The sequence below is a fragment of the Nocardia exalbida NBRC 100660 genome, from assembly GCF_000308575.1.
GTDB lineage: Bacteria > Actinomycetota > Actinomycetes > Mycobacteriales > Mycobacteriaceae > Nocardia > Nocardia exalbida.
The window spans coordinates 1-283 of sequence record NZ_BAFZ01000015.1; the positions used below are offsets into that span (position 1 = coordinate 1).

1 protein-coding gene is annotated in these 283 nt (G+C 71.0%); it reads left to right on the forward strand.

The window, feature by feature from the left end; genetic code table 11:
• Positions 1-13 precede the first annotated feature (13 nt).
• On the forward strand, positions 14-283 hold a 270-nt coding region (locus ON29_RS04230), incomplete at its 3' end, for a condensation domain-containing protein (RefSeq protein WP_373283847.1).

Sequence of the window (283 nt, forward strand, 5' to 3'; positions counted from 1 at the left end):
GCCCCGCCCACCGATCCCCTCCATGCGCGGAGCCAACACCGGATTCGGGCTGCCCCCCGAAATCCACCACGCCCTCACCGAACTGGCCCGCGACCACAACTGCACCCTGTTCATGGTCATCCACGCCGCCCTCGCGGTCCTACTCGCCCGCCTGACCGCCGACCCCGACGTCGCGATCGGCACCCCCATCGCCGGCCGCGGCGAACGCGCCCTCGACGACCTGGTCGGCATGTTCGTCAACACCCTCACCCTGCGCACCCACGTCGAGCCCGCCATGAGCTTC